This is a genomic window from Nocardia otitidiscaviarum NBRC 14405 (assembly GCF_000308635.1).
GTDB classification, from domain to species: Bacteria; Actinomycetota; Actinomycetes; order Mycobacteriales; family Mycobacteriaceae; genus Nocardia; species Nocardia otitidiscaviarum.
In genome coordinates this window covers 77078-102586 of the sequence record NZ_BAGD01000074.1, presented here as the reverse complement: position 1 = coordinate 102586, position 25509 = coordinate 77078, and the positions used below count along the sequence as shown (strand labels likewise).

At 69.9% G+C, this 25509-nt stretch carries 29 protein-coding genes; 14 read left to right on the top strand and 15 right to left on the bottom strand.

All coding sequences use genetic code 11. The features are described from left to right. Positions 1-6: 6 nt before the first annotated feature. Complete coding sequence (locus tag ON31_RS15260; protein ID WP_039814308.1) at positions 7-882, bottom strand: LLM class F420-dependent oxidoreductase; 876 nt, start codon at positions 880-882, stop codon at positions 7-9. 166 nt (positions 883-1048) lie between these two features. Between ON31_RS15260 and ON31_RS15255 the strand changes: the two genes are divergently transcribed. Continuing rightward, on the top strand, positions 1049-2266 hold the full coding sequence (locus ON31_RS15255) for a helix-turn-helix domain-containing protein (RefSeq protein WP_039814305.1): 1218 nt from the start codon (positions 1049-1051) through the stop codon (positions 2264-2266). A 191-nt stretch (positions 2267-2457) separates the two neighbouring features. Beyond that, positions 2458-2865, top strand: coding sequence for a DUF779 domain-containing protein (locus ON31_RS15250; protein ID WP_039814392.1), 408 nt, complete (start codon positions 2458-2460; stop codon positions 2863-2865). Between the two features lie 42 nt (positions 2866-2907). Here ON31_RS15250 and ON31_RS15245 read toward each other — a convergent pair whose 3' ends face one another. Continuing rightward, positions 2908-3714, bottom strand: a complete 807-nt coding sequence (locus ON31_RS15245; protein ID WP_039814304.1) for a class I SAM-dependent methyltransferase — start codon at positions 3712-3714, stop codon at positions 2908-2910. Positions 3715-3761: 47 nt separating this feature from the next. Then, entirely contained in the window at positions 3762-5315 is a 1554-nt protein-coding gene (locus ON31_RS15240) for a succinic semialdehyde dehydrogenase (RefSeq protein WP_029927702.1), read from the bottom strand. A gap of 250 nt (positions 5316-5565) precedes the next feature. Between ON31_RS15240 and ON31_RS15235 the strand changes: the two genes are divergently transcribed. The 4 genes from ON31_RS15235 to ON31_RS15220 are packed head-to-tail and all read left to right on the top strand — an operon-like array spanning position 5566 to position 9445. Continuing rightward, entirely contained in the window at positions 5566-8088 is a 2523-nt protein-coding gene (locus ON31_RS15235; protein WP_039814302.1) for a sensor histidine kinase, read from the top strand. After that, positions 8063-8491, top strand: coding sequence for a roadblock/LC7 domain-containing protein (locus tag ON31_RS15230; RefSeq protein WP_228807646.1), 429 nt, complete (start codon positions 8063-8065; stop codon positions 8489-8491). The genes ON31_RS15235 and ON31_RS15230 overlap by 26 nt, the downstream gene beginning before the upstream one ends. After that, positions 8491-8865, top strand: coding sequence for a DUF742 domain-containing protein (locus ON31_RS15225; RefSeq protein WP_029927698.1), 375 nt, complete (start codon positions 8491-8493; stop codon positions 8863-8865). The genes ON31_RS15230 and ON31_RS15225 overlap by 1 nt, the downstream gene beginning before the upstream one ends. Further along, a complete protein-coding gene (locus ON31_RS15220) occupies positions 8846-9445 on the top strand; it encodes a GTP-binding protein (RefSeq protein WP_029927695.1) in 600 nt (199 codons plus the stop codon). The genes ON31_RS15225 and ON31_RS15220 overlap by 20 nt, the downstream gene beginning before the upstream one ends. 71 nt (positions 9446-9516) lie before the next feature. Here ON31_RS15220 and mtnC read toward each other — a convergent pair whose 3' ends face one another. Genes mtnC through ON31_RS37930 form a run of 3 tightly spaced genes read right to left on the bottom strand, consistent with a single transcriptional unit; the run spans position 9517 to position 12742 of the window. Next, positions 9517-10200, bottom strand: a complete 684-nt coding sequence (gene mtnC / locus ON31_RS15215; RefSeq protein WP_039814300.1) for an acireductone synthase — start codon at positions 10198-10200, stop codon at positions 9517-9519. Next, on the bottom strand, positions 10197-10769 hold the full coding sequence (locus ON31_RS15210) for a 1,2-dihydroxy-3-keto-5-methylthiopentene dioxygenase (protein ID WP_039814298.1): 573 nt from the start codon (positions 10767-10769) through the stop codon (positions 10197-10199). The genes mtnC and ON31_RS15210 overlap by 4 nt, the downstream gene beginning before the upstream one ends. Continuing rightward, complete coding sequence (locus tag ON31_RS37930) at positions 10766-12742, bottom strand: bifunctional S-methyl-5-thioribose-1-phosphate isomerase/methylthioribulose 1-phosphate dehydratase (RefSeq protein WP_051037286.1); 1977 nt, start codon at positions 12740-12742, stop codon at positions 10766-10768. Before ON31_RS37930 ends, ON31_RS15210 begins: the two co-directional genes overlap by 4 nt. Before the next feature lie 150 nt (positions 12743-12892). Here ON31_RS37930 and ON31_RS15200 point away from each other — a divergent pair, with 150 nt between their 5' ends. Together ON31_RS15200 and ON31_RS15195 are read left to right on the top strand one after the other, a co-directional pair. Then, complete coding sequence (locus tag ON31_RS15200) at positions 12893-13174, top strand: hypothetical protein (protein ID WP_051037283.1); 282 nt, start codon at positions 12893-12895, stop codon at positions 13172-13174. Then, on the top strand, positions 13171-13602 hold the full coding sequence (locus tag ON31_RS15195) for a hypothetical protein (RefSeq protein WP_051037282.1): 432 nt from the start codon (positions 13171-13173) through the stop codon (positions 13600-13602). Before ON31_RS15200 ends, ON31_RS15195 begins: the two co-directional genes overlap by 4 nt. A gap of 1 nt (position 13603) precedes the next feature. Here ON31_RS15195 and ON31_RS15190 read toward each other — a convergent pair whose 3' ends face one another. Next, complete coding sequence (locus ON31_RS15190; protein WP_039814297.1) at positions 13604-14854, bottom strand: KasA/KasB family beta-ketoacyl-ACP synthase; 1251 nt, start codon at positions 14852-14854, stop codon at positions 13604-13606. 39 nt (positions 14855-14893) lie between these two features. On the opposite strand from ON31_RS15190, the gene ON31_RS15185 reads away from it, so the two are divergent. Both ON31_RS15185 and ON31_RS15180 read left to right on the top strand, forming a co-directional pair. Next, positions 14894-15475, top strand: a complete 582-nt coding sequence (locus ON31_RS15185) for a TetR/AcrR family transcriptional regulator (protein WP_039814385.1) — start codon at positions 14894-14896, stop codon at positions 15473-15475. Between the two features lie 50 nt (positions 15476-15525). Beyond that, positions 15526-16008: a VOC family protein gene (locus ON31_RS15180; RefSeq protein ID WP_039814295.1), complete on the top strand. Its 483-nt coding sequence runs from the start codon at positions 15526-15528 to the stop codon at positions 16006-16008. Between the two features lie 8 nt (positions 16009-16016). On the opposite strand, the gene ON31_RS15175 is transcribed toward ON31_RS15180, so the two are convergent. Beyond that, positions 16017-16583 (bottom strand): TetR/AcrR family transcriptional regulator, encoded by a 567-nt coding sequence (locus ON31_RS15175; RefSeq protein ID WP_039814293.1) that lies wholly within the window; start codon positions 16581-16583, stop codon positions 16017-16019. Between the two features lie 88 nt (positions 16584-16671). On the opposite strand from ON31_RS15175, the gene ON31_RS15170 reads away from it, so the two are divergent. Together ON31_RS15170 and ON31_RS15165 are read left to right on the top strand one after the other, a co-directional pair. Beyond that, entirely contained in the window at positions 16672-17142 is a 471-nt protein-coding gene (locus tag ON31_RS15170) for a DUF4334 domain-containing protein (protein ID WP_039814291.1), read from the top strand. After that, the gene (locus tag ON31_RS15165) at positions 17139-18227 is read left to right on the top strand and encodes an NAD(P)-dependent alcohol dehydrogenase (RefSeq protein ID WP_039814383.1); all 1089 of its coding nucleotides are present in this window, start codon (positions 17139-17141) and stop codon (positions 18225-18227) included. The genes ON31_RS15170 and ON31_RS15165 overlap by 4 nt, the downstream gene beginning before the upstream one ends. On the opposite strand, the gene ON31_RS37565 is transcribed toward ON31_RS15165, so the two are convergent. The 3 genes from ON31_RS37565 to ON31_RS34690 all read right to left on the bottom strand — a co-directional run bounded on the left by ON31_RS37565 (position 18217) and on the right by ON31_RS34690 (position 20542). After that, complete coding sequence (locus ON31_RS37565; RefSeq protein ID WP_218007326.1) at positions 18217-18459, bottom strand: hypothetical protein; 243 nt, start codon at positions 18457-18459, stop codon at positions 18217-18219. The genes ON31_RS15165 and ON31_RS37565 overlap by 11 nt on opposite strands. Before the next feature lie 36 nt (positions 18460-18495). Then, on the bottom strand, positions 18496-18771 hold the full coding sequence (locus tag ON31_RS37560) for an NUDIX domain-containing protein (RefSeq protein WP_218007325.1): 276 nt from the start codon (positions 18769-18771) through the stop codon (positions 18496-18498). A gap of 76 nt (positions 18772-18847) precedes the next feature. Next, positions 18848-20542 (bottom strand): phosphotransferase, encoded by a 1695-nt coding sequence (locus ON31_RS34690; protein ID WP_051037281.1) that lies wholly within the window; start codon positions 20540-20542, stop codon positions 18848-18850. A gap of 110 nt (positions 20543-20652) precedes the next feature. Here ON31_RS34690 and ON31_RS15150 point away from each other — a divergent pair, with 110 nt between their 5' ends. Next, positions 20653-21108 carry an SRPBCC domain-containing protein gene (locus tag ON31_RS15150; protein WP_039814289.1) on the top strand — a complete coding sequence of 152 codons (456 nt, stop codon included), beginning with the start codon at positions 20653-20655 and terminating at the stop codon, positions 21106-21108. A gap of 45 nt (positions 21109-21153) precedes the next feature. Here the strand turns inward: ON31_RS15150 and ON31_RS15145 are convergent, their stop codons facing one another. The 4 genes from ON31_RS15145 to ON31_RS15130 form a co-directional block, all read right to left on the bottom strand. Next, a complete protein-coding gene (locus ON31_RS15145; RefSeq protein WP_039814287.1) occupies positions 21154-22011 on the bottom strand; it encodes a GmrSD restriction endonuclease domain-containing protein in 858 nt (285 codons plus the stop codon). A 151-nt stretch (positions 22012-22162) separates the two neighbouring features. Further along, positions 22163-22654, bottom strand: a complete 492-nt coding sequence (locus ON31_RS15140) for a hypothetical protein (protein WP_039814285.1) — start codon at positions 22652-22654, stop codon at positions 22163-22165. A gap of 129 nt (positions 22655-22783) precedes the next feature. Next, entirely contained in the window at positions 22784-23905 is a 1122-nt protein-coding gene (locus tag ON31_RS15135; protein WP_039814283.1) for an NAD(P)H-dependent flavin oxidoreductase, read from the bottom strand. A gap of 129 nt (positions 23906-24034) precedes the next feature. Continuing rightward, positions 24035-24445 carry an NUDIX hydrolase gene (locus tag ON31_RS15130; RefSeq protein WP_039814281.1) on the bottom strand — a complete coding sequence of 137 codons (411 nt, stop codon included), beginning with the start codon at positions 24443-24445 and terminating at the stop codon, positions 24035-24037. 72 nt (positions 24446-24517) lie between these two features. Here ON31_RS15130 and ON31_RS15125 point away from each other — a divergent pair, with 72 nt between their 5' ends. Next, positions 24518-25456, top strand: coding sequence for a patatin-like phospholipase family protein (locus ON31_RS15125; protein ID WP_255222115.1), 939 nt, complete (start codon positions 24518-24520; stop codon positions 25454-25456). Positions 25457-25509: the final 53 nt, after the last annotated feature.

Here is a 25509-nt window from a genome sequence, read left to right as displayed (position 1 = left end):
CGGCACTCATCGCAGCAGTTCGATGACCGGTGCGAACTTCTCCATACTCGGTTCCAGCACGGTGATATAGGAGAAGCCGTACCGCTCGCGACGTTCGCGCAGGGTGTCGGCGATCCGCTCGGGGGTGCCGACGAGCAGGGTGGGCAGCTCCTCGACGGTGGTGTCGCCCGGCGGCATATGGGGTTGGACGCCCGCGGCGAGGGCGTCGCGTTCGGCCGGCGTCGCGACCCGTTGGACCAGCAGATTGAGCTCGACCTCGGGCAGGCGCGGGCCGAGCAGCCCGCGGACGTGCTCGAGTTTGCGGGTGAACGCGGCGGGGTCGGCGAGGGTGAGGTGATGCCCGCTGGTGGAGGGCGAAGCCCCCGCGAATCCGATGATCCGGGCATGCCGTGCGGCGAGGGCGAGGACGCGGTCACCCCATCCGGCGATGAGCAGCGGCGGACCCCCGGCCTGGGCGGGGCGCGGCTGGTACTCGGGGTCGGCGAGCAGCTCGCGCAGCGTCGTCACCGTCCGCTCCAGCTGGTCCACCCGCTGCCCGGCCGTCGGGAACGGCAGTGCGGCGGCATCGAACTCGGCCTGCACGTAACCCGCGCCGAGACCCAGTTCGAAGCGGCCGCGGCTGAGCGCGTCCAGCCCGGCCACATCCCGGGCCAGCAGCACGGGATTGTAGAAGGGCGTATTGAGCACGAAGGTGTTCAGCCGCACCCGCTCGGTCACCTCGGCGGCCACCGCGAGCGCCGGGAACGGCGCGGGCAGTCCCAGATGGTCGGGCACGCTGATGACGTCGTAGCCCAGCGCCTCGGCCCGCTGACACTTGGTGACCCATTCGGACCGGGAGCCGGGTGTGGTCAGATTGACGCCGAAACGGAATGGCTTCTCCATACGCTCCTGTCTACCAGTCGTTTTCGTTCGACCGCCCGCGCCGTGGGCGGATCGCCGGCGCTCCGGGCTCTGACAATCCGTGCCGCGGCCGCATCGATCCGGCTCACGTCCGGCGACCGGGGACCATGATGAGGGTGCGCACAGCGGATCAACGAGGAGTTGGCGCATGGCAAAGGTGCACACTCTCACGCAGCGGCGAGCCGCGTTGGAGCGGGTCTGGACACGGTGGGCCACCACCTCCGGCGCGCCCATCGATCGAAACGCACTGCTACGCACCGAGGTCGCGCAATCCTGGCAGCGAGTGCTGGGGGCGGTGGACCTGTCCCGGGCCGTCGCCCCGGCCACCGATCGCGACGATCTGGGCCTGCGCTGGTCCCGTTCCCCGCTGCGCGAACCCGTCCTCGCGATGGCGGCCGAGTTGCGCGGCATCGCCGAGGACGCCGGATTCGTCACCGCGGTCACCGACGCGGACGGCGTGCTGCTGTGGTCCTCGGGCGCACGCCGGGTCCGGCTGCGCGCCGAGCAGGTGAACTTCGCCCCGGGCGGGGTGTGGGACGAGTTGCACATGGGCACCAACGCGGTGTCGCTGGCGTTGCACAACGACCGGCCGACCACCGTGTTCTCGGCCGAACACCTGGTGGAGGCACTGCACGCCTGGGTCTGCTACTGCGCGCCCATCCACGCCCCGGACGGCCGCATGGTCGGGCTGCTGGATCTGTCCTCGTACTGGGATCGCGCCAACCCGCTGGCCATGTCCACGGTGCGCGCACTGGTGTGCGCCATCGAATCCCGGTTGCGCCTCGACGCCCCGCGCACCGGACCGGCAATCCGCCTGGAATGTCTGGGCACGGCGCGCCTGCTGCGCGCGGGCACACCGATCCCGATGCGCCCGCGCCAGCTGGAAATCCTCACCCTGCTGGCGCTGGAGCCGGACGGATTCACCCCGGACCGCCTGCGCGACGCCGTCTACGGCGACCGGCCCGTCGCCGCGTCCACGCTCAAGGCCGACGTCTCCCATCTGCGCCGCGCCATCGACGGCGGTATCGCCGATCGCCGCTACCTGCTCACCCGACCGATCTGCTGCGACGCCGCGGAGGTGCTGGCCGCCATCGAGTCGGGCGACGTCACCACCGCCCTGCGCCGGTATCGGGGTCCGCTGCTACCGCATTCGGAGACCCCGGGCATCGTGCGGTGGCGCGAATACATCGACGTGGTGCTGCGCACCGCCGTGCTGTCGGGCAACCGACCCGAGCACGCCCTGCTCTTCGGCGAGCACCGCCCGGACGATATCGAGGTCCACGAGCACGCACTCCGTTTGCTGGCTCCCGGCGACAGCCGTCGTGCCCTGGTCACCGCACGTTTGCATACCGCGCTGACGGGTTAGCGGTGACGCCAACCCAGCGCCAACCCGTCCGGTTCATAGTGAGCCCGAATACCCGGAGACATCGCGAGGAGGTCGCGCGTCATGAGTAACGCCCATCCCGGCACCGACGGGCCGAGGACCGACCCGATCACGCCCGAGCCCGACCGGCCGATCGACCGGTCGCGCGCCGTACCGTGGGTCGGGTTCCTGTGATGCGCACCGGTGCCGTATCCCGGGTGGGCATCACCGAGGCCGCGGCCGAGGTCCTGCAGGGCCTCATCGACCGGCACGGACCGGTGGTGTTCCACCAGTCGGGGATGTCCCGCGACAGCGGTTCCCCGCTGTGTTGTCCGCTGAGCGAGTTCCGGGTCGGCGCGGCCGACGTCCTGCTCGGGCGGGTCTTCCCGGACACCCCGTTCTGGATGAGCGCCGACCAGTTCGAGCGGTGGCGGCACAGCCATCTCACCGTGGACGTGGTCCCGGGCCGCCACGGCGGTTTCTCGCTGGAGGCCCACGAGGGGGTCCGATTCATCATCCGGTCACGCGTGTTCACCGACGCCGAGGCGGCGGTCCTGGAGGCGGCCCCGGCACCGCGACGCGGCGCGGACCTGACCGGATGAGTGGTGGCGCGGCCGGTTTCTCCGGGCCGGCCGCGCCATCGATCACTTGCGACCGGAGCCCAGCCAGGCCGTCGTGGTGAGTGCCTGGTGCGGAGTGTAGTTCGCCGCGAGGTGGTCGAGCATGAGCCGGTCCCGCCGCGCCCACTCGTCGGCGTCGACGCGCTGGCGCATGATCTGCAAGGGCGCGCTGCCACGGGAGAACTTGTCCCACATGACCGCCGCGCTCTCGTAGGACAGCGAGATGGTGTGCGCCTGCACGGTCACGTCGGTGAACCCGGCCGCCCGCAGTTCGGCGTCGAACACCTCCGGATTCTCCAGGCTGTCCGGATTCGGCTGTGGCCGCGGCATATCCGGATTCCCGGCGCGCAACACGTCGAACATGAGCGTCATGAGCGAGGATTCCGAGGCCGGTGCCCAACTCGACACCACGGCGGTGCCGCCCGGCATCAGCACCCGGTGCAGTTCGGCGAATCCGGCGGGCCGATCCGGGAAGAACATGAGTCCGAACATGGAGAACGCGGCGTCGAACTCGTTGTCGGCGAACGGCAGTCGCTGTCCGTCGCCCACCTGCGCCGCCACATTGTCGAATCCGGCCGCCGCGGTGTGCGCACGTAAGCGGTCGACCATGGCGGGCGAGAAGTCGATCGCGTCCACCCGGTCGACCAGGGCGGCGGCGGGCAGCGTCAACGTCCCGGGCCCGGCCGCGACATCCAGTACGCGCGCGTCGGCGGCCGGATCGGCCTGCGCCAGCGCCAGTACCGCGAACGGCAGCATCATATCGGGGGTCACCTCGTCGTAGCCGTCGGCCACGACATCCCACGGGTCCGGGGCGGCGAGCGGATTGCTCATGAAATTCCTTTCGACCGCCCCAGCCTAGGGCCACAAGGGATTCCGGCTCAGCGTCCCGGCAGGAAGCGCAGCGCGCGAGCCACACCCATGAGGAAGGGCTGCCACCTGTCCTGCGAGACCAGCGGCGGCGGATCGAGATTCAGGAAGCGGGTCACCACCACGGTCTGCGGTTCGGTGAACTTCAGCAGACCATCGGGGCCGTGGCGGCGGCCGACGCCGGAGATCCCCATACCGCCCATGGGCGCGCCGGTGGTGCCCCAGGCGGGGGCGTACCCCTCGTCGACGCAGACGGTTCCAGCGTGCAGGCGTTCGGCGATCCGCTCGCCGGCGGCCTTGGTGTCGGCCCAGACGCTGGCGTTGAGGCCGTACTCGGTGTCGTTGGCCAGGGCGATGGCCTCGTCCACGGTGTCGAACGGGTAGATGGACACCAGCGGACCGAAGGTCTCGTCACGGCCGCACTCCATGGCGTCGGTGACCTCGGTGAGGATGGTCGGCTCGAAGAACAGGGGGCCGATATCGGGGCGGGCGTTGCCGCCCGCCAGCACCTTCGCGCCCTTGGAGGTGGCGTCGGCGACATGCTTCTGCACGGTCTCGAGCTGCGCGGGCGAGATCAGGCTGCCGATATCGCTGGAGTAGTCGTAGCTCGCCCCCAGCTTGGCGTTGCGCACCGCGGCCACGAACTTCTCGGTGAACTCCGGTGCGACGGCGCGGTCCACGTACAGCCGCTCGATGGAGATGCACAGCTGCCCGGCATTCGAGAAACACGCGCGCACAGCCGCTTTGGCAGCCTTGTCCAGGTGGGCACCGCGCGTGACGATCATGGGGTTCTTGCCGCCCAGTTCCGCGGAGAAGCCGATCAGCCGCCGCCCGCACTGCTCGGCGAGGGTGCGGCCGGTGTCGGAGGAGCCGGTGAACATGAGGTAGTCGCAGGAGTCGACGATGGCGGTGCCGACCACCGTGCCCGGTCCGGTCACCACCGCGAACAGGTCGCGCGGCAGTCCGGCCCGGTACATGAGCTCGGCATTGGCCAGCGAGGAGTACGGCGTCTGCGAATCGGGCTTGACCACCACGGCATTGCCCGCCAGCAGCGCCGGGATCGAGTCGCCGACCGAGAGCAGCATCGGGTAGTTCCACGGCGCGATCACCCCGACCACGCCCTTGGGCTGGGTGCGCACCTGGGCGCGATTGAGGACGGGGAACGCGCCCGGCACGCTGTAGGGACTGAGCAGCTTCGGTGCGACGCGGGAGTAGTACCGGGCCGCGAAGATCAGCCCCATGACCTCTTCCTGGGCCGCCCAGCGCGCCTTGCCGGTCTCGGCCTGGATCACGTCCATGAGGTATTCGCGGTTCTCCACCACCAGCGCCCGGTAGCGCTCGAAGACCTCGGCCCGGTCCTTGGGCGCGCGGGCGGCCCAGTCCGCCTGTGCGGCGCGGGCTTTGGTGAACGCGGCGGCGACGTCGTCGGCGGTGCCGACGGGAACCGAGCCGAGCGTCGTGCCGGTGAACACCTCGGTGATGGTCCGGGTCCGGTGGTCCCCGGTGGTGTCCACCGCCGCGAACGTCCGCAGACGGTCGAATACTGCGGCTTCCGGCACGGGCATGGTCGGCCTCCTACTTACGAGTAACTCGTGGATACACACAATCTACCCCCAGGTAGGGCCCGATCACGCCCACTCCGCCGCGATGGGCCGAATCGGCCGGATTTCCGATCTGCGGTGAGTCGGATCGGCCAGTCGTCGACCGCGGCCGTGCGGTCCATGCCCAGCCACGCATAACTCGCGCTGTCCAATCGAGTCCCGGTCAACGGGACATGGGCGGCATTTGTGACCTACGTCCCGTTACGTTGCGCAGATGTTCAGAGCGAGGCTCGGCGTCCGAACCCGCATCCTGGCGATCGCGCTCGTTCCGAGCGCGGCGCTGCTCGGGGTGGGAGTGGGAACGGCCGGGTATTTGGTGTCCGCCGGAAACCGCGCCGAGGACTGGGCGGCGCAGATGATCGACGGCATCGAACCGGTGGCGGAGTTGCTCGAGGCCGTGCAGGACGAACGCCGGGCCACCCTGTGGATCTACGCGGGCGAGGAAACCGACCGCACCGCGCTGGCGGGGGCCAGAACCCGCCTCGACAACGCCTTCCGCACCATGACCCCGACCGAGGATCAGGTCAGGAATATGGGGCCCGAGGCGCTGCAGGGCGATGTCGGTGACTTCCTGAAACTCAAGGAGAACCTCACGACCGTGCGCGCGGGCGTGGATTCGGGCCTGCTGCCCATCACCGACGCGTACACCTTCTACAGCCGCCTGCCCGACGTGGTGCTCATCGGCACCCGCATCGTGCAGGAGGACTCCCCCAGCGCCGAAATCGCCGCCGAACTCGCCGAATCGGTGCAGGTGCTGTTGGCGCTGGAGTCGCTGACCCGTGCCAACGCGCTCGGGGCCGCACTCGCCAACGACGTCGGTCTGCCCGATGAACTCGCCGCCGAATACGTTCGCCTCATCGGCTTCTATCGCATCACCGTGCAAATCCTCACCGGCGACAGCGATCCCGCGCAGGCCCAGGTGGCGCAGAACCTGCTCGCCAGCCCCGCCTGGCAGCGACTCGGGGCCATGGAACAGGCGCTCATGCAGCGTGCCTTCCCACACGAGCACGACACCACCGACTCCCGCACCGGCGCGCAGGTCGAGGACTCCATCCTCACTCCGCTGCCGCTGACCACCGAGGAGTGGCAGGCGGCCGTCGCCGAGGTCTCCGACACCCTGGCGAAGCTGTGGGACGACCAGAACCTGGAGGCGAACAGCATCGCCCGCCAGGAGGCCCACGACAACGCACGCGATTCCCTGCTGGCCGGGTTCGGCGTGCTGCTGCTGTCATCGTCCGCCTTCGTGGTGGCGCTGCTGCTGGCGAACCGGATCATCCGGCGGCTCAAGCGCCTTCGTGACCAGACCTTCGCGCTGGCCGATGAGCGGCTGCCGGAGATCATGCGCAAGCTCAACGAGGGCGAAGAGGTGGACCCCGCCGCCGAGGCGGCCGTCCTGGACTTCGGGCACGACGAGATCGGCCAGGTGGCCAAGGCGTTCACCCATGCGCACGGCGCGGCCGTCTCGGCGGCCGTGACCGAGGCCCGTACTCGGGAGGGGGTGAAGGCGGTCTTCCTCAATATCGCCCACCGCAGCCAGGTGGTGGTGCACCGCCAGCTGGAGATCCTGGACGAAGCCGAAGCGCGCCAAGAGGATCCGGCCCTGCTGGAGACCTTCTTCCGGCTCGACCACCTGGCTACCCGCGAACGCCGCAATGCCGAGAACCTGATCATCCTGGCGGGCGGTCAGCCCGGCCGCCAGTGGCGGCAGCCGGTGCCGCTGGTCGAGGTGGTGCGCTCCGGCGTCGGCGAGGCCCTGGACTACACCCGGGTGAAGATCAACCGGATGCCGGAGATCGCGGTGGCGGGCACCGTCGTCGCCGACCTCGTGCACCTGCTGGCCGAACTCGTCGACAATGCCTCCTCTTTCTCCCCGCCGCAGTCCCAGGTGGAGATTCGCGGTGGCGTGGTCGGCAAGGGGCTGGCGCTGGAGGTGATCGACCAGGGTATGGGCATCCCCGAGTCCGAGCAGGCCCGGCTCAACGAGATGCTGCGCAATCCACCGGATTTCGGCGTGAACACGCTGTCGGAGGACTCCCGCCTCGGCCTGTTCGTGGTGGCGCGGCTGGCCATGCGGCACGGTATCTCGGTGCGCCTGACCGAATCCGACTACGGCGGCGTGCGCGCCATCGTGCTGGTGCCCACGAATCTGACCGTCGCCGCCGTCGCCAGCGGCGAGATCCCCATGGTGGCCCGGGAACCACTGGCCCAGCGCGTCGCCGCGGTGCGCACCGAATCCGAGCTGCCGCGTCTGGCACTCGAATCGCCGGAGTTCCTGCCGCCGCTGGCGCCGCCGGAACAAGCCGAACCGACGCCCGCCCCGCCCGCCGGATCCGCCACCCAGACCGGATCCTTCGAGCCGGTCGCGGCGTTCGAGCCGCCGACCAACCCCACTCGGCCACCGGTGTTCCCGCCGCGACCCGAGCGTTTCCCGGAGATCGGCCATACCGCCCGCGAGAACGGCCGCTCCCAGTACACTGGCTCCGACACTCGGCCGGCACTCCCGCGTCGGCGTCGACAGGCAAGTCTCGCACCGGAATTGGCGAATGCCCCGGAGGCAGCCGATTCCTCGGTGCCCTCGGAGCGTCCGGCCGCCACCGCCGAGCAGGCCCGAGACCTCATGTCCGCCATCGAGAACGGAACCAGGCAGGGCCGTCGGGCCGGTTTCGATGCGTTCGGGCCTACCTCCACTCCCCCGGACCGACAGGAAGGCGATGGTGACCACCTCCAACGCTGGTGATCTCAACTGGCTACTCGACGATCTGGTCGATCGGCTCGCGGGCGTTCGACACGCGGTGGTGCACTCCACCGACGGGCTGCTGCTGGGTCGCTCCTCGGCCATGAGCCGGGAGGACGCGGAGCATTTCGGCGCCATGTCCTCCACGCTCTACGGACTGGCGCGCAGCGCGGGTAATCGTTTCGACGGCGGCGGCGTACGCCAGGCGGTCATCGAACTCGACCGGGCCGTGCTGTTCGTGACGGCCGCCGGCAGCCACGCCTGCCTGGCGCTACAGGCCACCGAGCAGGCCAACCTGGGCATGGTCGCCTACGAGATGAACCTGACCGTGCAGCGTGTCGGCAGCTACCTGTCCACCACCCCGCGCCAGGGCTTGGCCGGACAGGGCAACCCCCGACTGTCATGATGCCGCGGCCGGGGGAACAATGGTTCGACGACGCGGCTGGTCCGCTGGTGCGCCCGTATGCCCGGACGGGAGGCCGGACCATGGGCGCGGCGCACGACCTGGACATGCTCACCGTGGTGCACGCACCCTACGGAGCTCCGCCACTGCGGCGCGTCGAACCCGAATACGCGGAAATCGTTCGCCTGTGCCAGCTTCCGCAGTCGGTCGCCGAGGTCTCGGCCACCCTGCGGCTACCGCTGGCGGTTACGAAGATCCTGGTCGGCGACCTCATCTCCGACCGGCTGCTGAACTTCCGGGCTCCGGCCACCTCCGACGCCGGTCCCGGCGACCTCAACGTATTGCGAGCTGTACTCGATGGCATCCGAAAGCTTTGACCCGTCCGGGGAGCGTCAACTGGCGTCCTCGGTCAAGATCCTCATCGCCGGTGGTTTCGGCGTGGGCAAGACGACCATGGTGTCGGCGATCAGTGAGATCACTCCGCTGCGCACCGAAGAGCTGATCACCGAACTCAGTTCCGGCGTGGACGATCTGAGCGGCGTGGAAGCCAAGACCACCACGACGGTGGCCCTGGACTTCGGCCGCATCACCATCGACCCCAGCCTGGTGCTGTACCTGTTCGGCACACCCGGCCAGGACCGATTCTGGTTCCTGTGGGACGAATTGGCGCGCGGGGCGCTCGGCGCGGTGGTGCTGGCCGACACCCGTCGCCTGGATTCCTCCTTCGCCGCCATCGACTTCTTCGAACGCCGCGGGGTGGCGTTCACGGTGGCGGTCAACTGCTTCGACGGGGCCCCGCGCTACACCGCCGAGGAGGTGCGCGATGCGCTCGACCTGGATCCGCGGCTCCCGGTCATGCTGTGCGACGCCAGGGATCGCACCTCGGCGAAGAACGTGCTCATGACCCTGGTGCAGTACCTCATCGAGCGCGCCAGCACCGCCCGCGTCGGCGGCTGAGGCGACCGATACGACAATGGCCCCGCCCGGAGTCCGGGCGGGGCCATCGCGGTGCGTGCCGCGCGCCGGGTTCAGTCCAGGTCGACGTCGCCGAAGTCGCTGATCCAGCGGTGCGGCGGCCGGGGCGCGTGGGGTTCGCCCGGCCGGGCCACGCCCCGCACCGACCATCCGGCGGCCACGGCGGCATCCAACTCGTCCGGATGATCCGACAGGAACAGGATGCGGTGGGCCGGCACCCCGATCGCGCCCGCGATCTTCTCGTACGAGGACGCCTCCCGCTTGGGCCCGGCGCTGGACAGGTCGAAATGTCCGCTGATCAGCGGGGCGAGCGAATCGCCGCGCGCGAACTCGAACCAATCCTTCTGATTGCGCACCGAACCCGACGAGTAGATGTACAGCTCCAGCCCCCTGGCCCGCCATTCCCGCAGCGCCGGCGGCACATCCGGAAAGAACTCGCCGTGCAGCGCACCCGACCGGAACCCCTCGGCGCAGATGCTGCCCTGCGCGGCCTTGAGCGGCTCGGCCTTCACATCGGAGTTCAGCCAGCCGATGAGTATCTCGGCCACCTCGGCCGGTCCGGCGTCGGGCCGATCCGCGGATTTCCGGGTGGCCGCGATGATCGGATCGGCCGCACCGCCCACATTGTCGGCGAGCCAGTCGGGCAGCCGCTCGCGGGTGTAGCCGTACAGGTCGTCCCGCACGGAGTCGGTCGGGCTGGTGGTGCCCTCGATATCGAGGACGATGGTGGTGATCATGCGGTGAGTTCGTCGAGGGTCGGGAAGCCGCTCGAGATCTTGTCACCGGTGAAATCGCCGATCCAGCCGTCCTCCTCCTCGAAGAACCGCACGGCCACGAACTCCGGCCGGGTGCCCATATCGAACCAGTGCAGGGTGCCCGCCGGAACCGAGACCAGATCGCCCGCGGTGCAGACGGTCGCCAGCACCTCGTCACCCAGATGCAGATAGAAGCAGCCCTGTCCGGCCACGAAGAACCGGACCTCGTCCTCGGCGTGCCGATGCTCGTCGAGGAATTTGGTGCGGGCAGCCTCGGCCTTGGCGGGCCACTCCGGATCGCCGTCGTCGGGGTGGATGCGCGCCACATCGATGTGCTTGTAGCGGCCGTCGGCATCGAGTTCGGCGATATGACCGGCGTATTCGGCCAGAATGTCCTCGGTCGGCGTGGCGGCGTCCAGCCCGGTCATGAGCGGCCAGCGCTGGAATACGATGCCGCGCTTGCCGAGTTCGGCCGCGATCACGGCATCGTCGTCGGTGCGCAGCGTCACCTCGTCGGCGGCCGAATCGGGCATCACCTGCAGCAGTGTCATGTGGGATCCTCCTCGGAACCATTGTCGCCCACCGGAATCTCCCGGTGACCGGTCAGACTGGCCAATTCGCACAGCGCTTCCAGGCATTCGGCGCGGTCGCGAGCCTGCGCCAGGGACGCGCCCCAGGCGGTGATGCCGTGCCCGGCGATGAACAGCACCGGCGGGGCATCCGAGTGATCGAGCAGATAGCGCTCGATATCGCGCCCGATCCGCGGTACCTCGGCGTGGTTCGGGAAGACCGGAATGTCGATGGTGTGCGGGCTCGTTCCGCCCAGCCCCTTGATGAGCTCGTAGCCGGAGAACCGCACGCTGCCCGCGGCCGCGCCGACGGACAGGGCCGTGGCGTGCGGCGGGTGGACGTGGACCACCGCCGCCGCGGGGGTGGCGCGGTAGACGGCCGTATGGATGGTGGTCTCCGCCGACGGTCGGCGGCGGGAGGGCAGGGCGGGCTCGGAGTCGGCCACGCGGACGGTCACCGTGTCGGTGTCGGTGAGTTCGCCCTTGGACAGGCCGCTGGCCGTGATGACGGCCGAAACACCCTGGCGTACCGAGATATTGCCGGCCGTGCCGGGCATCCAGCCGCTGGCGTAGAGGCCGCGGGCCAGGGCCGCGATCTCGCGCCCGGCTCCGGGTTCGGCGGGGGTGGCGCGGGTGAGTTCGGTGACCGACCGGGTGAGCGCGGCGAGGTATTCGTCGGTGGCGGCCTCGCCGGGAGACGCTTGCGGACCGGCCGCGGGCGGTTCGGCCGTCTCGGCGCGCGATTCGAGGCTCGCCTCGGAGGGAATGCGTTTGGGCAGACCACCTTCGGTGGTCTCGGTGGCGGGCGGGTGGTCGGAGCGCTCCTCGGTGGGCTCGGTCGCCGGGCGCGGGGTCGTCCCGGTGAGCGTCGAACCGCTGTGCCCGCCAGCGCCATTGGTTCCGGCCGGGGCCTGGCGGTACACCTTCTGGGTCTGCGCGTCGGCCGCGGTGCGCACCTCACCCGGGTGTTCGAGCACACCGTATTCGGTGACCACCGCGGTCACCAGTTCCGGCGGCGTCACGTCGAAGGCCGGATTGAAGGTACGGGTGCCCTCGGGCGCGGTGGGCACCCCGCCGAAGCCGGTCACCTCGGCGGCGGCGCGCTGCTCCACCACGATGTCGCGGCCCGACGCGGTCGCGATATCGCGGGTGGATTCGGGCGCGACCACGATGAACGGGATCCCGTGGTGCCGCGCGGCCAGCGCCAGCATGTAGGTGCCGATCTTGTTGGCCACCGCGCCGTCGGCGGTGATCCGGTCCGCGCCCACGATGACGGCGTCGATACCCTCGGTGGCGATGGCCCAGGCGGCGGCCGAATCGATGGTGAGCCGGTGCGGAATGCCCGCCTCCGCCAGCTCCCAGGCGGTGAGCCGCGCCCCCTGCAGCAGCGGCCGGGTCTCGTCCACGATCACCTCGGCCAGCGCGCCGCGCTCGTGCAGCACCCGCAGCGCGCCGAGGGCGGTGCCCACCGAGGTGGTGGCGAGGCGGCCGGTATTGCAGTGGGTGAGGATGCGCAGCGGGCGGTTCGGCGACAGTCGCAGCACCAGGTCCGCGGCGTGGGTGGCGGCGGCCTGATTCACCCGGCCGTCCTCGGCCAGCATCTCCAGCGCCTCGTCCAAGACGGCCTGCGCGCCCTCGGCCAGCCTGCTCAGCGCGCGCCGCACACCCCAGGCGAGGTTGACCGCCGTGGGCCGGGCGTCGGCGATGCGCTGCGCCTCCGCTCGCACCCGCTCGACATCCACCACCCCATCGCGGGTGTGCGCGCGCACCGCGATCACCACACCGAACGCACCGGACACCCCGATCGCCGGCGCGCCGCGAATCGCGAGCGAGGTGATGGCGTCGATGAGGTCGTCGACCGTCGTGATCCGCAGCTCCCGCAGTTCCCGCGGCAGCGCGCGCTGATCGACGGTGACGAGCGCACCGTCGATCCACGCGATCGAGCTGTCATCCATCCGTGGCCTTACCTAACTGTCTCGAAACGGGCAGACCCGTGCGATACGGGCCGATCGCAACGGTATCGAATCCCGATCCCCAGGCGACCGGCAGGTTTCGCGCGGCGCCGCGTACTCCCCCGACCTCACATACCCCGGTAGCATCTCGGTATGGCGAGAGAGCGTCGCACCCGCAAGATCACCGTGACGATGCCGGAGGAAATCGCCACCACCCTCGACGACTGGCGGCGCAGCGGCCGGATCGAATCGGTCTCCGCGTTCGTCGCCGAATCCGTGAAAGCCCGGGTGGACCGGGCGCAGTCGCTGGCCCGGATCGAAGAGGTATTCGGTGGCCGTCCCCCGCTCGATCTGATCAACAAGGCACGGGCGGTGCAGGGACTGCCGCCCTTATCCGAGGAGGAGGATCCCGGCGATCGCGCCGGTGCCGCGTGACCGCCCCGGCCCAGGGGCCGCTGACCGGTTCCACGCTCGGCGGCATCGTGTTCGATACGGCAGCGCTCACCGCGTGGGCGCACCGCGTGGCCTATGTGCAGTCCGTGGTGTGGGCGACCGCGGACGCGGGACATACGATCATCGTCCCGGCCACCGCCCTGGCCGCCGCCCGCGCACTCATCTCGCCGGTGCGGCTCGACATCCTCTCGGTCCTGCTGGATCTCCCCAACACCGTCATTCAGCCGCTGGACCGGCCCGCCAGCGATCACCTCGGCGCGGCGCTGGCGGACCGTCCCGACGCCGATGCGCTCATCCCGGCCGGACACGCCACCCTCGAAGCGGTGAGCCGGGATTGGCCGTGCCTCACCGACCGTCCCGACACCCTGCGCAAACTCGATCCGCGGGTGCAGATCGACACCCTGCCCTGATTCAGTGGCCCACGGCGACGGTGACATTGTGTCCGCCGAAGCCGAAGGAATTGCTCAGCGCGTACTCCGGCCGCTCCTCGCGCGGCTTGTCGGCCACCACGTCGAGTTCGAACGCCGGATCCGGATTCTCGTAATTCAGTGTGGGCGGGATGATTCCGTCGCGCAGCGTGCGCAGGGTCAGGATCACCTCGAGCGCGCCCGCCGCGCCGATGGAGTGGCCCAGTGCCGATTTGGGGGCGTAGACCGAGGCGTGCGGCGTCACGGCGGTGATGGCGTGGGCCTCCGAGGCGTCGCCGATGGGGGTCGCGGTGGCGTGGGCGTTGACGTGGGTGATGTCGTCGGGCCGAAGTCCGGCCGAGCGCAGGGCCTTGCGCATCGCGCGGGCCGCGCCGTCGCCGCCGGGCGCGGTGCCGGTGATGTGGTAGCCGTCCGAACTGATGCCCGCGCCGAGGATGCGGCCGAACACGTGCGCGCCGCGCGCGCGGGCGTGCTCTTCGGCCTCGAGGACGAGCACGGCTCCGGCCTCACCGAAGACGAAACCGTCCCGGTCCCGGTCGAACGGCCGGGAGGCGCGGGCCGGTTCGGCATTGCGGGTGCTCATGGCGCGCATCATGGCGAAGCTGGCGATGGGCGCGGCGTCGATATGTCCTTCGACGCCACCGGCCACCATCACATCGGCCTCGCCGGTGGTGATCAGCCGCCAGGCGTGGGCGATGGCCTCCGCACCCGAGGCACAGGCCGACACGGGAGCGTACACACCGGCTTTCGCGCCCACCTCCAGGCCGACGGTGGCGGCCGCGCCATTGGGCATGACCATCGGGACGGTCATGGGCGGGACCTTGCGGTAGCCGCCCGCCCGCATCCGGTCGACGGCGTCGACCAGGGCGTCCCCACCGCCCAGTCCGGTGCCGATGGCCACGCCCAACCGGTCGGCGTCCACCGCGGGCGTACCGGCCTCGGCCCACACCCGCCGCCCCAGCACCAGAGCGAGTTGCTGCACGAAGGAGGTGCGACGCTGCTCGATGCGGGTCAGCTGGTCGCCCGGCCGCGTCGTGAGCCGTCCGCCGATGCGCACGGGCAGGTCGTACTCGGTCACGAAATCGTCGGTGAGCGCGCCGATTCCGCTGTCCCCGGCCAGCAGTCGCGCCCAGGTGGTGTCCAGGTCCGCGCCCAGGCAGGTGGTGGCGGCCATGGCGGTCACCACCACGTCGCGGCCACCCGATCGAGTTTCTGAAGCACTTGTTACACCCATGGCGTCATGGATACCTGTAGCGTCCGCTACAGTCAAACCGTGCCACGCCCCCTCGACCACGCCCGGCGCGCCGAACTGCTGTCCGGCGTGATCGCCTATATCGCGGAATACGGACTCATCGAACTGTCGCTGCGCCCGCTGGCCGACTACCTCGGCACCAGCTCGCGCATGCTCATCCACTATTTCGGCAGCAAGGAGGCCATGCTGGTGGCCGCCCTGGAAACCCAGCGGCCCGATATCGGCGCACTGTTCACCGGCGTCGACGACGTGGACGCCCTGCGGGACCGTCTCGGCGACGCGTTCACCCTCAACACCAGCGGGGCGGCGGGCACCAGCCTGCGGGTGCTGCTCCAGGTGCTGGGCGCGGCTTGCGTACCCGACAGCCCTTTCCGCGGCTACGCCGAATCGGCCGTCCGCGTCGTGGTCGACGCCATCGCCGCCGCCCTGCGCCGCGTCGATCCCACCCTGGAGGACCCGGAATCCGCTGCCACCCTGCTGGTTTCCGGCATTCGCGGGCTCATTCAGGACTGGTGGATCACCGGTGACACCGACCGCGTGCACCGCGCCACCCGCCGCCTGATCGCGACCGCCCTCCCGTCCGGCGCGCCGTCGCCCTCTTGACGAGACGGCCTCGAGGGCGTGCGCTGGGAGCAGACGCGAAGGAGTGTGCGATGGTCCCCCGACTCGCCGGTGTGCACCACCTCAAACTGCCGGTCTCCGACCTGGAGATATCCATCGACTGGTACCGCACCCGCCTGGGCTACGAACTCGACGTCGAATTCGTCGAGAACGGTGTGCTGGCGGGCGTGGGCCTGCGCCACCCCGACGGCGGTCCGCCACTGGCGCTGCGCCTGGACCCGGAAAAGGCCGCCGCGGCGGCGGGATTCGACTACTTCGCCATCGGCGTACCGGACCGGTTCCGCCTCGACGAGCTGGCCGAGCACCTCACCGCCCTCGGCGAGAGCCACGCCGGGGTGCACTTCGCGACCAAGGGCTGGATCCTGCCCCTGCTACACGATCCCGACGGCCACGAGGTGCGGTTCTACACCGTGGACCACCACACCGAAACCGGTGACGAGGTGATGACGGTGCACGACCCCCGCGAGACCGCCGCCGTGCGCGAGGCGGAGTACCGCGCGCCGACCGAGGACTGAACCATCGCTCAGGACGCCGCGGGTGCGATGAGGCGGCGGGCGGCCAGCACCACCGCGGCGCGGCGGGCGGCGATATCGTGCGGTTGGCCCGCCCGGGCGGCATGGACGGCCGCGGTGCGGGCGACGTCGGTGAGCATGACGACCAGGGCGACGGGCTGGAAATCGGTGGTGACGACCCCGTCGCGCTGACCGCGTTCGATTTCGGCGATCTTCCCGGCGAGCACCCGCCGCACGGCGGCCTCGGCCTCCGGGATGTGCGTCTGCTCGATCTCGGCCCAGGTCTGCAGGCGGGCGTTCTCCGGGTGGTCGAGGTAGTGGTCGAACAGCCGTCCCGTGTAGCCCGGCAGGTCGTCGGCGTTGAGGGCGGTATCGGCGGTGGTCTGGGCGGCCCACTGCTCGGTGACCGCCGCGTAGAGCTCGTCCTTGCTCGCGAAGTAGGCGTAGAGCCGGTCCTTGCTGGCGCGGGCCGCGGTGGCGATGCGATTGATCCGTGCCCCCGCCACGCCGTAGGTCGCGAACTCCGCCTTGGCGGCGGCGAGGATGCGTTCCCTGGTGGCGTGTCCGGCTGCGCGCATGGGCGGAATCCTATCTTGCCGAACAATGTGGTTCGGGATATGGTTCGCGAACCAAATGGTTCTGGAAGTCGAGCGTGAAGGACGGGCGATGAGCGCCGAATCATGGCAGGAGTTGGCGGCACGGGAGTCGGGCGTGCCCGTGGCCGCGTTGGACGCGCTGTGGGCGGGGCTGCCGACCGTCCGCGCGGAGGACATTCTCGGTGAGTGGCGAGGCGCGGCCTTCCGCACCGGCCATCCGCTGTGCCGGGCGCTGGACGCGAATCGCTGGTACGGCAAGCGGTTTCACTCCCCTGAACGCGCCGAACCGCTCATCTGCCGCGCGGACGACGGCTCGCTGTTCTCCGATCTCGAACTCGGCGGCGGCGAGGCCACGCTGTGGCAGGTCGAGTTCCGCGGCGAGGTGACCGCGACCATGGTCTACGACAGCCGCCCCATCTTCGACCACTTCAAGCGCCTCGACGGCAACACGCTCATGGGTGTCATGAACGGCCGCCCCGACCTGGTGCTCGCCAACGGTGAGCACTTCTACTTCCGGCTCGAGCGGGTCGGCCGGTGCTGACCACCTCGGCGCTGCTGTCGCGGCATCCGTCCGCTCCGTTCGCACTCGAACCCGTCGAGATCGACGGGCCGCGCGCCGACGAGATCCTGGTTCGCATCGAGGCGGTCGGCATCTGCCACACGGATCTGGTGACCCGCGCTGCCGGTGCGGCGGACCGTCCCGTCCTGCTCGGCCACGAGGGCTGCGGCACGGTCGAAGCCGTCGGCGCGGCGGTGGACTCGGTGCGGCCGGGCCAACGGGTGGTGCTGACCTTCCGGCAGTGTGGCGACTGCGCCAACTGCCGGAACGGCCGTCCCGCCTACTGCCGGAAGTCGGTGCGGCTGAACAACTTCGGCTCCCGAGCCGACCGCACGCCCAGGATCACCGCCGCGGGTGCGCCCGTCCTGGACGGCTTCTTCGGCCAGTCCAGTTTCGCCGGTTATGCCCTCACCACCGCCGACAACACCGTCGTGGTGGACCCCGCCACCGATCCGGTGCTGGCCGCGCCGCTGGGCTGCGGATTCCAGACGGGCGCAGGTGCGGTCCACAACGCGCTGCGCCCCGGAACGGACGACACGCTGGTCGTCTTCGGCGCGGGCGCGGTCGGTCTGGCGGGTCTGCTGGCGGCCGTCGCGCTCGGCGTGTCCCGCACGGTCGTCGTGGAACCGAACCCCACCCGCCGCGCCCTGGCCCTCGACCTCGGCGCATCCGCCGCCCTCGATCCCGCCGCCGGTGACACCGTCGCGGCGCTGCGCGACCACACCCGCGGCGGCGCCTCCCACTGCCTGGACACCACCGGCTCCCCGGCCGTGCTCGCCGACGCCGTGGCGGCCCTGGCCATCGGCGGCACCGTGGTGGCGGTGGGCCTCGGCGCGGGCACCCCCGCCATCGACGTCCGGGATATCGTCCTCGGCGGCAAGACCATCCGGGGCTGCCTCGAGGGCGATGCCACCCCCCACACCTTCATCCCCCACCTACTCGACCTCCACGCCGCGGGCCGCTTCCCCATAGACCGCCTCATCACCCCCTATCCTCACACCGACATCGAATCCGCCCTGGCCGACCAACACCGCGGCACCACCGTCAAACCGGTGCTCACCTGGTAGGCGACACCCCCGACCGGCCGCCCCGCCGCAGCTCCACGGCCAGCCGCAGCAATTCGGCCATATGCGCCCCATCGGTGGCCGCGAGCTCGACGGCCTCGGCCACCGGCAGGGCTCGCGCCTCGACAATCCGTTCGGCGTCATCCGGATTCGTCGGTGCGCTGTCGAGGACCACCTCCGCACCGCACCACAGCCACGCCTTGTGCGGATGGGGCTGCCACGGCCGATACGGCACCGCCCGGTCGCTGGTGGCGTAGTGCGCACCGAGCGGCTACAGCGGCCCGGTGAGCCGAGCCCCCGCATCCTCACGCAATTCCCGTGTGACGCAGTCGAGTACCGACTCCCCCGCCTCGCGGGTCCCGCCCGGCACCAACCACACATCCCGATCGTCACGGCACAGCACGATCCGTTCCCCGACGAAGCAGACAACGTGGATATTGGTCACCAGTTCGTCCGGCGGCGGCTCGGTGGAGAACCGGACGTCGAGACCACCCCATTCCCACCGGCCCGGTGTGTGCAGGATCGGGTAGCGATCGGCGAGAGTCACCGGTCGACACTATCGTTCGTCTACCGCCTCCGCCTCCGCCTCCGACTGGGCAGCCGGGTAGCCGCGGCGCAGCCGATCACCGCCCCGCCCCTGCCTCCTCGGCCCATCCGCGCAATATCGTGCGCAGTTCGTCCTTCGGGATATCGGGCCAGGGTTCGGGATTCCTGACGAATCGTGTTTCGTACCAGTCGGTCCAGCTTTCGAGGCGGCTCGGATCCTCGGAGATGGCGCGGGGTGCCGTCTCCGAGGCCATCGTTATCCCGCGCCAATCCTCCATCGTGCGGTACATGGCGAGTACCGGTCCGCTGTCGACGGACGCGGTTGCCGGCGGCAACCGGTCGAGCCACATAGCCGTGGCCTGGGCGTGTGTCGCGTCATCGATGTCTGCCCCCATGCGGTGGAGGAAGAAGTTCGCGTTGTACAGCGGATCGCCCGGACCGGCGGTCTCCCAATCGAGAATCCATAGGTTCCGCTGGTCGTCGAGTCGGAGATTGAATGGGTAGAGGTCGTTGTGGGCGAACACAGTCGGCTCACCGGAGCGACTGAGGTCGGGCTGGACATAATCCGATAGCGGGCCGATTCCCAGTTGGTCGAGTCTGGCGTGTCGCTCCGGTGGCAGATTGCGATACGCGTCGTCGGCATGCTGGATCATCTGCCGCTGCCACTGGGGAACATCGAGGTTCATTCCCGGCGGGAGGCGGTGGGCGGACATCAATTGCACCTGATCGAGGAGATCGGGCAGCCAGTTCATCATCTCGGGATCATTGAAGCCCCGTGTTTCACCGGGCACGTACTGCATGATCGTGAATGTCCGGCCGGTCGCCGGGTCCGTCCCGGAGTAGAGGATCCCGGGCGTTCTCACACCGCTGGCGCGCGCGAAGGCGATGGCCGTGTTCTCCGGCATCCACTTCTTCAGCATGGTCACCCGCGGGTGGTCCACGCCGCGCCGGACCACCGCCGGGCCTGCGGTGGTATCGACGATGTTGATCCGGTTCCCGGTTCCAGCGGCATCCGGCTCCAGGTCCCGGACCTGGTCGTAGACCTGGTGTGCCTCCGCCGCGGATAGCCCGGACCGGGCGCGATCATCCGGCGGCGTGGGCGTGTCTGTCCCTCGGAGGTCGGCTGCGAACTGCTCTTCCGTTCGGGTCGTCCGATCCAGGCCGTATCGGATTGCGCGCGGGAATTCACGATGCTCCTGGCTGACTCGCGGGCCGGCCTTTTCAGCGATCGCCTCGGCGAGGCGCTTGGCCGCCTCCAGCATCTTGGTGGCGAGCTCACCGCTGCCCGACCCAGTCACCTTCCCCTGCCTTACCGAACGAAAGCCATTTAACACCAACGAGTCCGGAGCCGATGAACGAGGTTTCCCAGGCGTAGTAAGCGCCGTCCGGGCGGGGCGCCGCGGGAGTCGGTCCACCCGCCGCCGCTCCAGCAGTCCGGCGGCCGCCAACAGCGATGCGCCCGTGCAGACCGCCGCGATGCGCCGCGACCGGCGCGCCACCCGGCGCACCTGGTCGAGGAGCCGACCGTCCGCGGCGGCCGCATCGGCACCGGGGCCGCCGACGACCATCAGGGTGTCGATCGCGCCGCCGACGGTTTCGAGTCGGCCGCTGCCCATGGGGATGCCCGCCGAGGTCCGTACCGCTCTCCCGCCCACCGAGACCAGTTCGATCGCGTACCCGGGGTCGGCCCCGAACCGATTCGCCAGATCCCAAGCCCCACACGGGCAGGCGATATCGAGTATCTGCGCGTCGTCATAGGCGATGACGAGCATCCGGCGTATCGCGTCCACTCGGCCAACCGTAACGGCGGCCCTGCCGCACCCCGGCCCGGACCCGCGACCACAGGGTGAACATGTTCCAGTTTGTGCGCTAGTGTTCGGACATGCCCTTGGTGATCGACAAGAGCGTCGAGATCGACGCACCCGCCGACCTGGTCTGGCAGGTGCTCACCGACGTGGACCGCTACGGCGAGTGGAACCCCTTCGTACTCGGCTGTGAGACGACACTGGAGCCCGGATCGCCCATCGATATGCGCGTGCGGCTCATCGGCTCGCGTCCGCGCACCCAGCGGGAGTTCATCCGGTCCCACACGCCGGGAAAGGAATTCAGCTACACCATGAAGCCGGTGCCGTTGGGCACGCTGCACAGCGAGCGCTCGCACACCGTGACCGCGCTGGGCGCGGACCGCTGCCGCTACGATTCCCATTTCGCGCTGGCCGGGTGGCTCAGTCCGGTGGTCACCGCGATCATGGGCGGTGCGCTGCGGCAGGGATTCGCGGGGATGACCGACGCGGTCAAGCAGCGCGCCGAATCCCTGCGGGGCGCGCTGCGCGACTGATCCGCGGCGACCGGACGGGCCGCCATCCGCGGTCTTCGCCGGCCGTTACGCGCAGGCGATGCCGTCGCCGTTGCCGTCCAGCTGGGGCCGGTAGCCGGGTTCGCCCCGGCGCAGCGGTGCGGCTCCGGCGGCGCGGACCTCGTCGCAATTGGCGTAGTGCACGGTCGATGTCGTGCTCGGTGCGGCGGTGGGGGTGGCCGCCGTACAGGTGGCCAGCACCCGCGCCATGGCGTCACGCTCGTCGCGGGTGACCCACAGGCGGTAGGCGGCCTTCACCTCGATCTGCTGCGCCACATAGGTGCACCGGTAGTCCTTGCGGGGCGGAAGCCACTGCGAGGCATCGGAATCGCCCTTGCCCTGGTTGGTGGGGCCGTCCACGGCGATCAGGTTGCGCGGGTCGTTGGCGAGGTTGCGCCGCTGTTCGGCGGAGAGTTCCTGCGCGCCGGTCAGCCACGCGTTGCTCAATGCGACGATGTGGTCGATCTGTACGGCGGCGCTGGTCTCGCGGCCCTGCTTGAACTTGATGGTCCGCCCGGTGTACGGGTCGGCGAGCGTGCCGCTGAGCACCTTGCAGCCGCCACTGTCGAGCTTCACGTCGGTGAGATCGCGCGCCAGGATGTCGTTGCGGGTGTCGCAGCCGTTGCCGCCGCCCTCGATGCTGACATCATCGGTCCAGGCCGAGCCGAATTTCTCACGGTCGTAACCGTTCTTGGCGGCCCAGTCCCGCACCGGCAGCGCGTCGAGCTGACTGCGCGCCGTGGCGACCCGGCCAGCGGGGTCGGTCGGGGCGGGCGCAGGTTCTTCGCCCACCACGGTGAGCACGAACGCCAGCAGGACGAGCAGGCCGGTAATGGCCAGGGGCAGGATGAGTTTCCGCGCGCGCGACGACTTCTTCTTCAACATGTTCCGACCACCGTCGCAATCCACCTGACGAAACTTCAAGCCGCACGGCCGGTTCGGAGATGGTTCTCACACTGTGGCGACGCACGGGCTGTCTACATCTTGAGGCGCAACGAGATAGAGAGCAAACCTGCGACACCCGTAATCGGGCGTTTCACTCCTGCGCGAGTGCGAGGAGATAGACCGCCTCGACCGCGCCCACCAGCACCGCCACCGGAATCGGCCACCACGGTCCGCCACGGCCGAGCAGGCGCATGGTCAGATGCCGTTGCGCGGTGCCGATTCCGGCGAGCAGCGCCACCCACACGGGCAGCAGCGCGATGCCCACCGCGGCGTGGACCGCCCACGCGCCCGCGAGAGTGGGTCCACCCCAGGCATCCCCGTACGCACCGCTCGTCACGAGCGGATAGGCGAAGCCGCGCACCGTCGTGACGGTGGCCGGGAGTGCGACGAACCAGGCGAGCAGTCCGATCACCGCGGCCAGCACGGTATGCGTCCGTGCCCGCGGGCCGGACGGTCGAATCTCGATCGTCGACTCGAACGCCCAGCGCGTCAGCCGAACCCGACGGTCGACGGATGCGAAGGCGATCGGCAGCGCTGCGAGGGCGTAGCTCGCGGCCCGCAGGGCGCGGTGAACGGTGGACACGGATCGAACGTAACGAGCGAACGCCTCGGACGGCAGGGGGCTGGCCACACCTTCCGCGCGGGTGCCACCCGTTGCGGAACTACTCGGTGCGGCGAACCTCGCTGTGTCCGAGGCGCGCTGGGATACGTATCAGGCGTTGTTGAGCTTGTTCAGCCGTTCGCACGCCTCGAGGTACTCCGCGATGAGCCGCTGCACCACATCGGCGGAGCGCTCGACCTTGTTCATCATGCCGACCACCTGGCCCACCGGATTGAAGTTCACATCCTTGGCGGCCTCCGGGTAGCGGTGGCCGCGCTTGACGCCGTCGAGGGCCACCATCATCTGCAGCGGCATGGGCAGCGGGTCCGGGTTCTCCGGGTTCTCCCAGGCCTCGGTCCAGTCGTTCTTGAGCATGCGGCAGGGCTTGCCGGTCCACGCCCGCGAGCGCACGGTGTCGTGGCTGCTGGCGTCGATGTAGGTCTGCATCTGGGCGGGCGGCACATTCGCCTCCTCGACCGTCAGCCACAGCGAACCGGTCCACGCGCCCGCCGCACCCATGGCCAGCGCCGCGGCGATCTGGCGGCCGTCGGCGATACCACCGGCGGCCAGCGCGGGCATGTCGCCGATGGCGTCGATCACCTGCGGCCACAACACCACCGAGGACACCTCGCCGCAGTGGCCGCCACCCTCGGTGCCCTGCATGACCACGAAGTCCAGTCCGGCGCGCTTGTGGTTGAGCGCGTGCTTGACCGAACCACACAGCGCGCCGATGAGGCGACCGGAGTCCTGGATCTGCTTGATCACGTCATCGGGCGGGGTGCCCAGCGCGTTGGCGACCAGTTTGGCCTTGGGGTGCTTCAGGATCACCTCGATCTGCGGGGCGACCGTGGTGGCGGTCCAGCCGAGCAGCTGGTTGTGCTTCTCGCCGTCGGGCAGGTGCGGCACCTGGTGGTCGTCGAGGATCTTCTCGGCGAAATCGCGGTGGCCCTGCGGAACCAGTTCGGCGAGTTTGGCTTCCAGCTCCTCGGGGCTCAGGCCCTCGACGCCCTTGCCCTCGTACTTGGACGGGATCACCAGGTCCACGCCGTAGACGCCGGTGACGTGCTCGTCCAGCCAGGCGAGTTCGACCTCGAGCTGTTCGGCGGTGAATCCGACCGCGCCGAGCACGCCGAGTCCGCCGGCATTGCTGACCGCGGCGGCCACGTCGCGGCAGTGGGTGAAGGCGAAGATCGGGACGTCGATGCCCAACCGGTCGCAGATCTCGGTACGCATGGGGTGCTGGACTCCTCTGGTCACTGTCCGGGTACGTAGTCCCCATCACAGTAGAACATGTTCTAGATTCTGACCAGAGTCGCCACCAAGGCCGGTGGGCGGGTGTGGACAACCTGTTCTATTGTGCGGTCAGCGGGCGGCGAGCAGGCCGGACCGCACCAGGTCGTCGAAGAGCAGTTGATCCACCGGGGGCACCTCCTCACGCTGCGCGTAGGTGAACCATGCGATCTCGTCGATCTCACTGCTCGCGGCGACCGTCCCGGTGTATTCGGCGGTATAGCAGGCCATCCGGACCACCGCCTCCGGCAGCACCGCCTCGTAGGTGCCGACATGGTCGACGGTGTCCGGCAGCAGCGCGACCGTCAACTCCTCCTCGATCTCGCGCAGCAGCGTCTGGAGGTCGGTCTCCGCGCCCTCGCGTTTACCGCCGGGAATATAGAAGACGTCCTTCCCGCGCGGACGGGCGCAGAGGATGCGGCCCCGCTCGATACGCACCCAGGCCACCGTGTCGATGAGTTTCCGTGCGGGTTCGGTTCGCATTCGCCGCAGCCTACTGCGCACGACGATGTGGTACACATGCTAGGTAGTGTCTCAAATCTGGAGGGTGTCTCGGTGACCGTCGCAGCTCTCATCGCCCAGCGGCACCGCGACGGCAGCCGCCCCGGAGCGCGCACCGACGACGCCCGGCTGGCCCTGGTGATCGAGGGCGGTTCCACGCGCGGCGCGTATTCGCACGGCATGGTGACCGCACTCGAGGAACTGGGCCTGACCGACTGCTTCGACGCCGTCTACGGCGCATCGGCCGGTGCGCTCAACGGCGCGTGGCTGCTGTGCGGGCGCGCGGCCGACGCCTGGCGCGCCTGGCATCCCACGGTGATCAACCGCGTTATCTCCCCCGCCCGCGCCCTGCGTGGCGCACCCGTGGTGGACACCCGTTTCCTGGTGCACTCGGTGTACGAGCGCATCGTCCCCATGGATTTCCCGGCAATCCTGGCCAACCCGATCACCTTCCATCCCATAGCAACCGACACCGCCGACGGCAGGCCCGTGGACCTGCACCCGTACCTCACCGACGCGCCCTCGTTGCAACGCGCCCTGCGGGCGACCACCTGCCTGCCGATCCTGGCGGGCCGATCCGTCCGGGTCGGCGAGCGCCGCTACGTGGACGCCGGACTCTCCGAATCCGTCCCGGTACGAACGGCTTTCGCCCAGGGCGCGACCCACGCACTGGTACTGCGCACCCGCCGCGCCGACGAACCCCCCACCACCCCCTCCCGCCTGGAAACCCACCTGGTCGCCCGCTTCCTGTCCCGCCACGCCCCCGGCACCGTCGACTCCTGGATGACCCGCAGCGAACTCCAGCGGCGCGAAGAAGCCGAGATGGCCACGAATCCAGCGGTGCTCCAGATCCGCCCGCCGACGGGCGCGCCGTCCATCGGCCGCATCGGACGCGACGCCACCATCATCCGTCGCGCGCTGGAAGTAGGCCGCATGGCGACCACCGAAGCCCTGACTCCGCATCTGCCCGCCCAACTGGCATCCGGTGCGTAATCACGCGGACCGCGATACCACCCGCTGCACGCCTATCCGGCTGCGACCGATAA

Excerpts from the sequence above, each read along its gene's own strand:
- ON31_RS15260 (WP_039814308.1), bottom strand. The coding sequence starts at position 882 with ATGGAGAAGCCATTCCGTTTCGGCGTCAATCTGACCACACCCGGCTCC.
- ON31_RS15255 (WP_039814305.1), top strand. The coding sequence starts at position 1,049 with ATGGCAAAGGTGCACACTCTCACGCAGCGGCGAGCCGCGTTGGAGCGG.
- ON31_RS15250 (WP_039814392.1), top strand. The coding sequence starts at position 2,458 with ATGCGCACCGGTGCCGTATCCCGGGTGGGCATCACCGAGGCCGCGGCC.
- ON31_RS15245 (WP_039814304.1), bottom strand. The coding sequence starts at position 3,714 with ATGAGCAATCCGCTCGCCGCCCCGGACCCGTGGGATGTCGTGGCCGAC.
- ON31_RS15240 (WP_029927702.1), bottom strand. The coding sequence starts at position 5,315 with ATGCCCGTGCCGGAAGCCGCAGTATTCGACCGTCTGCGGACGTTCGCG.
- ON31_RS15235 (WP_039814302.1), top strand. The coding sequence starts at position 5,566 with ATGTTCAGAGCGAGGCTCGGCGTCCGAACCCGCATCCTGGCGATCGCG.
- ON31_RS15230 (WP_228807646.1), top strand. The coding sequence starts at position 8,063 with ATGGTGACCACCTCCAACGCTGGTGATCTCAACTGGCTACTCGACGAT.
- ON31_RS15225 (WP_029927698.1), top strand. The coding sequence starts at position 8,491 with ATGCCGCGGCCGGGGGAACAATGGTTCGACGACGCGGCTGGTCCGCTG.
- ON31_RS15220 (WP_029927695.1), top strand. The coding sequence starts at position 8,846 with ATGGCATCCGAAAGCTTTGACCCGTCCGGGGAGCGTCAACTGGCGTCC.
- mtnC (WP_039814300.1), bottom strand. The coding sequence starts at position 10,200 with ATGATCACCACCATCGTCCTCGATATCGAGGGCACCACCAGCCCGACC.
- ON31_RS15210 (WP_039814298.1), bottom strand. The coding sequence starts at position 10,769 with ATGACACTGCTGCAGGTGATGCCCGATTCGGCCGCCGACGAGGTGACG.
- ON31_RS37930 (WP_051037286.1), bottom strand. The coding sequence starts at position 12,742 with ATGGATGACAGCTCGATCGCGTGGATCGACGGTGCGCTCGTCACCGTC.
- ON31_RS15200 (WP_051037283.1), top strand. The coding sequence starts at position 12,893 with ATGGCGAGAGAGCGTCGCACCCGCAAGATCACCGTGACGATGCCGGAG.
- ON31_RS15190 (WP_039814297.1), bottom strand. The coding sequence starts at position 14,854 with ATGGGTGTAACAAGTGCTTCAGAAACTCGATCGGGTGGCCGCGACGTG.
- ON31_RS15180 (WP_039814295.1), top strand. The coding sequence starts at position 15,526 with ATGGTCCCCCGACTCGCCGGTGTGCACCACCTCAAACTGCCGGTCTCC.
- ON31_RS15175 (WP_039814293.1), bottom strand. The coding sequence starts at position 16,583 with ATGCGCGCAGCCGGACACGCCACCAGGGAACGCATCCTCGCCGCCGCC.
- ON31_RS15170 (WP_039814291.1), top strand. The coding sequence starts at position 16,672 with ATGAGCGCCGAATCATGGCAGGAGTTGGCGGCACGGGAGTCGGGCGTG.
- ON31_RS34690 (WP_051037281.1), bottom strand. The coding sequence starts at position 20,542 with ATGCTCGTCATCGCCTATGACGACGCGCAGATACTCGATATCGCCTGC.
- ON31_RS15150 (WP_039814289.1), top strand. The coding sequence starts at position 20,653 with ATGCCCTTGGTGATCGACAAGAGCGTCGAGATCGACGCACCCGCCGAC.
- ON31_RS15145 (WP_039814287.1), bottom strand. The coding sequence starts at position 22,011 with ATGTTGAAGAAGAAGTCGTCGCGCGCGCGGAAACTCATCCTGCCCCTG.
- ON31_RS15135 (WP_039814283.1), bottom strand. The coding sequence starts at position 23,905 with ATGCGTACCGAGATCTGCGACCGGTTGGGCATCGACGTCCCGATCTTC.
- ON31_RS15130 (WP_039814281.1), bottom strand. The coding sequence starts at position 24,445 with ATGCGAACCGAACCCGCACGGAAACTCATCGACACGGTGGCCTGGGTG.